The organism is Actinospica durhamensis (assembly GCF_018139695.1).
GTDB lineage: Bacteria > Actinomycetota > Actinomycetes > Streptomycetales > Catenulisporaceae > Actinospica > Actinospica durhamensis.
This window is the reverse complement of the sequence record NZ_JAGSOG010000311.1, coordinates 1-9,283: the sequence shown is the minus strand read 5'-3', so window position 1 is coordinate 9,283 and position 9,283 is coordinate 1. Positions and strand designations below refer to the sequence as shown.

General features: G+C 72.8%; 9 protein-coding genes. 3 read left to right on the top strand and 6 right to left on the bottom strand.

Going from position 1 to position 9,283, the window contains the following annotated elements:
* A partial coding sequence (locus KDL01_RS35535; protein WP_212533091.1) for a glycoside hydrolase family 3 N-terminal domain-containing protein occupies positions 1-1,872 on the top strand: 1,872 nt, incomplete at its 5' end.
* A gap of 108 nt (positions 1,873-1,980) precedes the next feature.
* Here the strand turns inward: KDL01_RS35535 and KDL01_RS35530 are convergent.
* Both KDL01_RS35530 and KDL01_RS35525 read right to left on the bottom strand, forming a co-directional pair.
* Positions 1,981-3,588, bottom strand: coding sequence for a purple acid phosphatase family protein (locus KDL01_RS35530; protein WP_212533090.1), 1,608 nt, complete (start codon positions 3,586-3,588; stop codon positions 1,981-1,983).
* A 190-nt stretch (positions 3,589-3,778) separates the two neighbouring features.
* Entirely contained in the window at positions 3,779-4,657 is an 879-nt protein-coding gene (locus KDL01_RS35525) for an ATP-grasp domain-containing protein (RefSeq protein WP_246577453.1), read from the bottom strand.
* Between the two features lie 140 nt (positions 4,658-4,797).
* Here KDL01_RS35525 and KDL01_RS35520 point away from each other — a divergent pair, with 140 nt between their 5' ends.
* Both KDL01_RS35520 and KDL01_RS35515 read left to right on the top strand, forming a co-directional pair.
* A complete protein-coding gene (locus tag KDL01_RS35520; RefSeq protein WP_212533089.1) occupies positions 4,798-6,000 on the top strand; it encodes a hypothetical protein in 1,203 nt (400 codons plus the stop codon).
* A 112-nt stretch (positions 6,001-6,112) separates the two neighbouring features.
* Complete coding sequence (locus tag KDL01_RS35515) at positions 6,113-7,264, top strand: lactonase family protein (RefSeq protein WP_212533088.1); 1,152 nt, start codon at positions 6,113-6,115, stop codon at positions 7,262-7,264.
* Positions 7,265-7,321: 57 nt separating this feature from the next.
* Here the strand turns inward: KDL01_RS35515 and KDL01_RS35510 are convergent, their stop codons facing one another.
* From KDL01_RS35510 to KDL01_RS35495, 4 genes are all read right to left on the bottom strand, one after another.
* Entirely contained in the window at positions 7,322-7,789 is a 468-nt protein-coding gene (locus KDL01_RS35510) for a PNPOx family protein (protein WP_212533087.1), read from the bottom strand.
* A gap of 89 nt (positions 7,790-7,878) precedes the next feature.
* Positions 7,879-8,223: a hypothetical protein gene (locus KDL01_RS35505; protein WP_212533086.1), complete on the bottom strand. Its 345-nt coding sequence runs from the start codon at positions 8,221-8,223 to the stop codon at positions 7,879-7,881.
* A 129-nt stretch (positions 8,224-8,352) separates the two neighbouring features.
* Positions 8,353-8,682 (bottom strand): Sec-independent protein translocase subunit TatA, encoded by a 330-nt coding sequence (gene tatA / locus KDL01_RS35500; RefSeq protein ID WP_212533085.1) that lies wholly within the window; start codon positions 8,680-8,682, stop codon positions 8,353-8,355.
* Positions 8,683-8,720: 38 nt separating this feature from the next.
* Positions 8,721-9,283: class F sortase (locus KDL01_RS35495; RefSeq protein ID WP_212533084.1), on the bottom strand; the 563-nt coding region annotated here is incomplete at its 5' end.

Here is a 9,283-nt window from a genome sequence, read left to right as displayed (position 1 = left end):
GTGCTCGACGTGGTGCGCGACTACCGGTGGGGGCGGGTGGAGGAGACGATGGGGGAGGACCCGCATCTCGTCGCAGAGCTCGGGCTCGCCTATGTCCAGGGCCTGCAGTCGGCCGGGGTCGTCGCGACTCTCAAGCACTTCGCCGGCTACTCCACCTCGCGCTCGGCCCGCAACCACGCCCCGGCCGCGCTCGGCCCGCGCGAGCTCGCCGACGTGATCCTGCCTCCGTTCGAGCGGGCGGTGGTGCACGGTCCGGTCGGCTCGGTGATGAACGCGTACAACGAGATCGACGGCATCCCGTGCGGCGCCGACGAGCGGCTGCTGACCGAGCTGCTGCGGGAGACCTGGGGCTTCGAGGGCACGGTGGTCTCCGACTACTGGTCCATCGCGTTCCTCGCCTCGACCCACAACATCGCCTCCGACGTACTCGCGGCGGCGAGGGACGCGCTGCGCGCCGGCATCGACGTGGAGCTGCCGCACACCTCCGGGTACGGCGAGCCGCTGCGGCAGATGGTGCAGGACGGCCTGGTCCCCTCGGATCTGCTCGACCGCGCCGCACTTCGGGTGCTGACCCAGAAGGCCGCGCTCGGCCTGCTCGACCCGGACTGGACGCCCGCTCGGGATCAGGGCCCTGGGTTCGAGGCCGCCGCGGCCGCGGACCTGGACTCGCCGCACAACCGCGACGTCGCCCGGCGGGTGGCGGAGGAGTCCGTCGTGCTGCTGGACAACGCCTCCGGCCTGCTGCCGCTCGGCTCGGCCGCCGAGGCGGGCCCGCGCTCGATCGCGGTGATCGGTCCCGGTGCCGACGACGCGGGCTGCCTGTTCGGCTGCTACTCGTTCCCCAACCACGTCCTGCCGCACCACCCGGGCCTGCCGCTCGGGGTGGACGCGCCGACCGTGCTCGACGCCGTGCGCACCGAGTTCCCCGGCGCCGCCGTGCGCCACGAGCCCGGCTGCGCGATCCGGGACGGCGACGCGGCGGGGATCGCGGGCGCCGTGGCCGCGGCGCGGGAGGCGGACCTGACCGTCCTCGTCGTCGGCGACCGCTCGGGCATGTTCGGCCACGGCACCTCCGGCGAGGGCTGCGACGTCGCAACGCTCGAACTCCCGGGCCGGCAGGGCGAACTCGCGCACGCCGTGCTCGACGCGGCCAAGGCGGTCGTCCTGGTCGTGCTCTCGGGCCGGCCGTACGCGATCGCGCAGTACGCGCGGCGCGCCGCCGCGACCGTGCAGGCCTTCTTCCCGGGGCAGGCGGGCGCGGGCGCGATCACCGGAGTGCTCTCCGGCCGGGTCGAGCCCTCCGGCCGGCTGCCGGTGCAGATCCCGGGGGACGCGGCCAGCCAGCCGGGCACCTACCTCGCGGTTCCGCTCGCACTCAAGTCCGACGGGGTCAGCAACATCGACCCCACCCCCGCGTTCGCGTTCGGACACGGGTTGGCGTACACGGAATTCGTCATCGAAGACGCCCGGGTGAGTGAGGCGGCGATCCCGACCGACGGGTCCGTCACCGTGCGCGCGACCGTGACCAACACGGGCGTGCGCGGGGGGACGGCCGTGCCGCAGCTCTACCTCACCGACCCGGTGGCCAGTGTCACCCGGCCGGTACGCAGGCTGATCGGCTTCACCCGGATCGCCCTCGGGGCAGGGGAATCGGCCGCGGTCGAGTTCGCCGTGCACGCCGACCTGACCAGCTTCACCGGCCGCGACCTGCGCCGGGTGGTCGAGCCCGGCCGCGTCGTGCTCACCGTCGCCCAGTCGGCCGCGGACCCCGGCAGTTCGGCGGAGGTGGCCCTCGTCGGCGAGGCCCGCACCGTCGACCACACCCGCGTGATGCAGGCCCCTGTCACGGTCGCGGCGGTACCGGCCCGCTGACGCGGACGAGCACCCCGGTTCCGACTCCGACCGCTGCGAGGCGGTCGGGGCCGGAATCGGGGTGCTGTATTACCGCGTCACCGCGTTACCGCGTCACTTCCGGAGCGGCTAGCGCTGGATGGTGAGCCGGTCGATCTCGGTGCCGGCCTCGTTGATCGCGCTCAGCACCAGCTCGGGCTTCGCGGAGCGGGTGCCGGGCCGGGCCTGCACCGTCAGCAGCGCGTAGCCGGTGTAGCGGATGCGCGACCAGTCCACCGTCTCGTTGGTCTTGCCGCCGGTGGAGTCGCGGTACCAGGAGGCGACGGCCGAGTCGTTCTCCACGGCGCCTTCGTAGCTGTCGCCCGCGGTGAACGCGTAGAGGCTGTTGCCCGCGCTGCCCGCGACCACGTAGGTCGTGCCCTGCGTCGCCGGGGTGACGGTCGCGCCGATCGGGGCGGAGGTGGTGACGGCGCCGGCCTTGAGCGGGTCGGTGCGCTCGTAGACGTGGTTGTGGCCGTTGATCACCAGGTCGACCGAGTACTGGTCGAACAGCGGCGTCCAGGCCGCCCGCACGCCGCCGTCGGAAGCGTGCGCGGTGGCGGTGCAGTAGGCGCACTCGTGGAAGTACGCCACGATGAAGTCGATGTTCTTGTTCGCGCGGAAGCCGGCCAGCTGCCGGGCCAGCCAGGTGGTCTGGGCGCCGCCGGAGTAGCCGTTGTTCGCGGTGTACTCGTAGGTGACGTCGTTGGCGTCGAGGGCGAGGAACGCCACGTTGCCGTAGGTGAAGGAGTAGTAGGACTGGTTCGCCACCGGCTGGGCGAAGCGCTCGAAGTAGCCGCCGTAGCCGTCGGGGGAGTACCAGGGCTCCATCTCGTGGTTGCCGACCACGGCCTGCCACGGCACGGTCGAGGCGAACGGCTCGTTCTGCACCAGGAACGAGTCCCACACGCGCGGGTCGTAGGCGTTGGTCAGCAGGCCGCTGCCGCCGTCGTTGGCGTAGGACAGGTCGCCGGCGTGCAGGTGGAAGGCCGGGTTGACCGAGCGCACCAGGTTGCCGGTGGCCACCGCGTCGTAGCTCTCGCCCTGGTCGCCGAAGGCGGTGAAGGTGAACTCCACAGCCTGCTTCGGCGCGGTGGTGAAGGTGCGCACCGGCTCGAGCCCGGGCCGGGTGGCCGGGTCGTAGCCGTCGTGGCCGACCGCGTAGTAGTAGGTCGTGCCGGGCAGCAGGTGCGAGATCCGGGCCTGGACGTAGTACTGCTCCACCGTGGTCGGCGTGGCCAGCGGCACCGAGTCGATGGGCGAGACGTCGCCCCACGGGGTGCTCAGCACGGAAAGCTCGGCCGAGATCTTCTCACCGAGCTCGAGCGGCGAGTGGCCGATGCGGACGAAGGGGCGGGAGACGACCGCGGGCACCTGCCAGGTCACCGCGAAGGAGGTCGTGGGGTCCGGCCCGAACTGGACGTGCCGGGCGAAGGGCGCGAGGAAGGAGCCGGCCGGCCGGTCGGCGGAGGCCAGCAGCGAGGCACTGCCGGGCGCCTTGGCCGCGGTGGCGGCGGAGGAGCCGGCGGCGGCCGAGGCCGGGCCGGTCGCGACGGTGCCGACCGCGGCGATCGCGCCGGCGCCGACGAGGCCGCCGCGCAGCAGCGAACGGCGGGAGGTCGCCTTCTTGAACCACTCGTGCTGTTCGGCGATGGACATACCCGCCAGGTCACGGGGCGTCAGGTTGGAATTGGCCATGGGCCCGAGGCTAGGAGGGCCAGGTGGCCGCGGGTGGGGTAACAGGTGAACATATGGTTGGCCGGTGGCATTTTCCGCGAAGGCGGCTGAAGCCCAGGTGAAAGCCGGGCCGCCGGACGCGGTTCCCGGTGCGGCGCAACGGGAGCCGCAACGGGAACCGCGGCGGGCCACGCGTCGAGCGCCGGGCGCGCTACGCGTCGACCAACAGGGCGGCGAACTCCGCGCGATCGCACGACGGATGCAGGTCGCTGACTTGTCCGTCGCCGACCTCGACGACCCGCCAGGCGCCGTCGGCGCGCAGGGCCACGTCCGTGGTGACGAACCGGCAGCCCAGGCTCCGCACCGCGGGCTGGATGGGGTCGAGGTCGGGCTCGAGTGCCTGCTCGTGCGGACTGTCCGGATGCGGCGTGAGCAGCCGGGGCTCGCCGTCCAGCCACCACACGCGCACCTCTGCGGCCACGGACTCGGGCTTGGCGAAGGTCTCGAAGCCGCGCAGCACGACTCCGCCGGCCAGGAACTCCTCCTGCAGTTCCACGCAGCGCCGCACCACCCGGGCCAGACCCGCCGTGTCGGCGAGATCGGGGACGAAGCAGGCCTGCTCCCACTCGTGCTTGCGGGATTTCACGTAGTCCTTCACGATTCCCGCACCGGGCGGCAGGAGCGCGGCGAGCGCGGCGAGTTCCCCGGCGGCCGGGATCTCGCCGGGCTTGGCGGCAAGCCACGCGCTCGCGGGCGTGACCTCGGCGAACTGCGCGTACCAGCCCGGAAGCTCGTGGGCGGCCCGGTATCGGTCCGGGGTGACGAGCAGCTCCGTACCGCGTCGGCTCAACGCCTGCGCCAATTCGGCGTAGCGGTCGGCCGGAATCATCCATCCCCGGTACCAGGCGTGCTCCAGCCCGGCCGGCACGCGGGCCACGGCCTGCCGCGCATCACCGCGCAGCAGCGCGTCGTGGTCGATCAACCCGACCGCCCCGCCGCGGTCGCGCACCTCCCGGGCCTCGGGCGCGAAGTGTTCGTCCACGCGCCGGGGATTGAGCGGGTCCTGGCAGAAGAGCACGGGTGTCGGCATAGCCGACACGGTAAGGAGATCCGAGGGCTTCAGGCCACTGGTTTGAGAGGCTGCCAGGCTGTCGACATCCGGTGCGGTGTACGCTCCGGTTGGGGCGGGAGCCCCGTCTGGGGAGGGCTCGTGCTGTGATAGTCAGAAGATTGCGGTCGTCGCGCAACAGGGCCGGGCGCAGCTCGGTCAAGGTAGTCGCCGGTCCTGACGGGATCGCGATAAGCCGGTTCTGGAACGGCACGCTCCTGCTGCCGTGGGAGCTGATCCGTGACGTACGCGTGGTGAACATCAAGGGGCCGGGCCCGAAGCCGGGCTACCTGCGGGTCCAACTGGTCCTCGCCGACGGCTCGGTGCGGTTCCTGCCCGCGCCGGCCGCGTCGGCGGAGCCCTACGACGCGCGGTTCCACGCGGCGATCAACGCCATATACGAGCAGCGACACCTCTATCGCGAACGTGCGGCGGCAAATCCCGAGGACGCGCCTCCGACGGGGTACTACGCGCTCCAGGTGTGGGCGTTGACGCATCGGGGCGGAGCGCGGCGCAACGGTCTGCTGCACGCCATGATCGCCCTGTTCGGCATGCTGGGCGTGCTCTTCATGGTCGCGGCCGGTCATGAGGACTTCGGGCCGCAGGGCGCCTTCGGTCCCGTCCCGGCCTGCAGTGCGACGGCGGCCATCGACGGGACGGCGCCGCAAAGCTGGTGCACGGTCACGGACGCGCGCGTGCTCAAGGTCGATCGCGACGGGAGCGGCGGTGTGACCGATCTGCTGATCGGCCCGGCCTCCCAACTCGGCGAGCCCATCGCCGACGCCACGACGGTGGACGCCTGGTTCGGCGCGGCGCAGCCGGCGTTCGACGACATCGCGGTCGGCGACCCGATCGGAGCCGTCGGCTCGGGGCAGTGGGAGGGCGACGGCTCGGGCGACTTCGACTTCTCCCTCGTCACGGTGACCTGGCAGGGCAAAGTCGTGCCGGTGGACTGCGGCGCGGACTGCGCCACGCCGCAGGCGCAGCGGATGGCCGATCTCTCCGGGCTCGGCGCCTCGATCGTCTGGCCGGTGTTCTTCGGACTGTGGGCTCTGCGGATCCGGCTGCGGCGGGCGGCGCCCGGGCTGCGCTGGGTGCTTCCGTCGCTGGCCGCGTGCTGGCTCGCTGGCCTGGTCGGCTACATCGGGGACGACCAGACCGTCGAGAATCTCACACCCGCCGCGGTGGGCTGGGTCGCCCTCGTCCTGGCCGCGGTGCTCACGCTCGGCTACGGGATCAGGTCCGCGATCAAGGCGCGCACCTCCTCGACTGTTCTGTCCGGGGTAACCCCGCCGACGCTTCGGGGGAGTCTGCCCGGATCGTAGCCCTTTGTCTCCTAGCATCCGGGACGAGAGGTGATCGCGGCAGGTGACAGGCCGAGAGGAACCGGCGCGCCATGCCGCGGGGCCCACGCGACGGGTTTCAGGAGGCTTTGACGTGCACACAGCCATGCGATTCACGGCGGCTGCCGCGGCGGCGTTCGCGGCGGCGGGGATCTGGGGCGGGACGGCCTCGGCCGCGCAGAGCGGCGGGGGGCTCGTGCCCCTGCGGGGTATCGGTCCGGTCGTGTTCGCCCAGACCGACGCCCTGACGGGCAACCAGGTCGTCGCCTACCGCCGGGCCGAGGACGGGCGGCTGACCCGGCTCGCGGCCTACGACACCGGCGGGCTCGGCGGGAAGCTCGACGGCTCGGTCGTCGACCACCTCGCCTCGCAGGGCTCGCTGACCTACGACCCGCGGCACCGGCTGCTGTACGCGGTGAACGCGGGCAGCGACACCGTCTCGGTCTTCGCCGTGTACGGCGACCTGCTCTCGCTGCGCCAGGTGGTCGGCTCCGGCGGCAAGTTCCCGGTGAGCGTCGCCGTGCACGACGACGCGGTCTACGTCCTCGACGCCCTCGACGGCGGCGCGATCCAGGGCTACACCGTCGAGGACGGGCGGCTGCGCCCGCACTCGGACCGGCACCGCGCGCTCGGGCTCGACCCGACCGCGACGCCGCAGTACACCAACACCCCCGGACAGGTCGGGTTCGCCGACCGGGGCCGCGACCTGATCGTGACGACCAAGGCCAACGGCGACAACGTGGACGTCTTCCGGCTCGACGACGAGGGCGCCCCCGCGTGGGCTCCGGTGGTCACCCACCTGCCCAGCGCGGTGCCGTTCTCCTTCGTCGAGGACCCGGACTCCCGGACGCTGTACCTGACCGAGGCCGGGCCGAACGCCGTGGTGTCCTTCCGGCTCGAGCGTGACGGGCGGCTCGTGCAGCTGCGCACGGCCCAGACCGGCCAGTCGGCCACGTGCTGGATCACCCGGGTGGGGAATCTGCTGTTCGCGTCCAACGCGGGCAGCAGCACCGTGAGCGCCTACCGCGCGGGCGTGGCCGGCTCGCTGCGCTCCCTCGGCGTCTTCCCGACCGACCCGGGCACCGTCGACTCGGCCGCCTCGCGCGACGGCCGGTTCCTGTACGTGCAGACCGGGGGGAACGGCATCCTGGACGCGTTCGCGATCCGGCCCGACGGCAAGCTCGTGCCGATCGGCGCCGAGATCGTGCCCGACGCCGTCGGCGGCGAAGGCATCGTCGCCTCCTGACGGACCGCGCAGCCCGGCGAGCCGACTCCGGTTCGCCGGGTTTCGCGTCTGTGCGGCTCAGTCCGTCGTGCCCTGGTGCGCCTCGCGCAGGATCCGGAAGTGCCGCGCGCCCGCGGCCGCGAGGACCAGTGCGACCGGCCGGGGAAAGGCCCTCCGCCCGCGCCGTATATCGCAGGGCTCGACGCCGACGATGCGGTGCGGCGCGCCGCGATACACGACGGTGCACCCCCCGGCCGCCTCCACGTTGCGCAGCCAGTCCACGTTCGGGCCGTAGGTGAGTTCGACCACGAAGCCCTCCGGCACGGCCACCAGGACCAGCGGCGTGCGGTACTCGCGCCCGCTCCGGCGCCCGGTGTGCACGACCACGGAGAACGGCCCGCGCCCCGCGTGCGCGAGGCGGCGGGTGAGGCGGTTGAGCGTGAGGTTGAGCAGCCGCAGGAAGCCGGTGCGCACGCGCTTCTTCAGGCCGCGGCTGCTCGTGCCGTGATCACCGCTGTTGCCGCTGCCGCTCCCCGTGGCCGTCATGCCGACCGATGCTAGCGGCTCGGCTGCGTGCCCCGGCCGGCGGTGGTGCGGTTACGCGGCGGTTATCCGGCTACGCGGCGGTGGCCCGGCTACGCGCTGACGGCGCCGGTGTAGCGGTGGCGGGTGATGCGGCCTCCGCTGATCTCCACCGTGGCCGCGGCGGTGTCCGGGCCGCTCCAGATCGTGTAGCCGCCCTCCTTCAGATCGGGGTAGACGGCGTCGTAGGTGGGCTCGGGCCGGGTCAGGCGCTGGCGCACCATGGAGTGCGTGCGCACCGGGGCCTCCTCCCCGCGCGGCAGGGGGCTGATCTCGATCTCGACGCCGAGCAGGGATTCGTCGGCCTCGATGACGAGGGCTCCGATGTCCTCGCCGAGGTTCAGCACGACGCTGGCGGCCGAGGAGGGTCCGTAGCGGTGGTCGTGGCCCGTGGTCATGGTCGGTCCTCTATTTCTCGGGGTGCGGAGTCGGTCCCCGACTACTTCGGCAGGTCCGGCGCGCGGCCTTGCGTCCCGCTCGGCACATTCGCCCGTCCGGCCGCACCCGAACGGGCCGCTGATCCCTCGTCAGGTCCGGTCCGACTCGTCGCGCCGGACGTGCTCGAACTGCGCCGTCTGCGCGGTCTGCGCCGTCTGCGCCGTCTGCGGCCCGGGGCCGGGCGCCGCGGCGTTGTCCGCGGTGTTCACGCCCTCCGCGACGCCGACGGGCTTGGCGATGCCGGCCGGGTCGGCCGTCGCCTCGCCGTCCTGGCCGGCCGCCCTCACCTCGGACTTGAAGATCCGCAGGGACTGGCCGATCGAACGGGCCGAGTCGGGCAGCTTGCGCGCGCCGAACAGCACGACGCACAGGCCGACGATGATGAGGATGTGCCAGCCTTCGAATGCCCTGAGGAACATCGTCTTCTCCTTCGCTGGGAAGAACCGGGGATGCGGCGTTAGCGCGGGCCTCGCTCGCCGCGCGGGCGCGAGGCCGTCGAGGCCTTCGTGCTCGCCGCGGCCGATGCCGGGTGCGGCGGGACGAGCGTCGCGAACACGATGGTGTTGCCGACGTACTTGTGCTGGCCGGAGTCCCAGTCGCCGCAGGTGACCAGGCGCAGCTGGGCGGTGCCGTCGGTCGGGCCGTAGACCTCCTGCGTCGGGAAGTCGCTCTTGAGCGCCTCGCGCACGGCATCGACGGAGAAGGTGGCGCTCGAGCCGTCCTTGCGCTCCACCACGATCGTCTCGCCCGGCTTGAGCTCGCCGAGCCGGTAGAAGACCGCGGGGCCGGTGCCGACGAAGTCCACATGGCCGAGCAGCACGGACGCGCCGGTCTGGCCGGGTGTCGCCGAACCGTTGTACCAGCCGGCGTCGTTCGGCACGCCGGGGACCGCGACGGTGCCGTCCGTGTTCAGGCCGAGCTCGTCGACGGCCGCGTCCACGCCGATGGAGGGGATGCGCAGCCGGGTCGGCGGGGAGGCGGGCATGGACACCGGGGACGCGCTCGTGCGCGGGCGGGCGG

Coding starts and splice junctions, on each gene's coding strand:
- KDL01_RS35505 (WP_212533086.1), bottom strand. CDS start 8,223: ATGACCACGGGCCACGACCACCGCTACGGACCCTCCTCGGCCGCCAGC.
- KDL01_RS35510 (WP_212533087.1), bottom strand. CDS start 7,789: ATGACGGCCACGGGGAGCGGCAGCGGCAACAGCGGTGATCACGGCACG.
- KDL01_RS35525 (WP_246577453.1), bottom strand. CDS start 4,657: ATGCCGACACCCGTGCTCTTCTGCCAGGACCCGCTCAATCCCCGGCGC.
- tatA (WP_212533085.1), bottom strand. CDS start 8,682: ATGTTCCTCAGGGCATTCGAAGGCTGGCACATCCTCATCATCGTCGGC.
- KDL01_RS35530 (WP_212533090.1), bottom strand. CDS start 3,588: ATGGCCAATTCCAACCTGACGCCCCGTGACCTGGCGGGTATGTCCATC.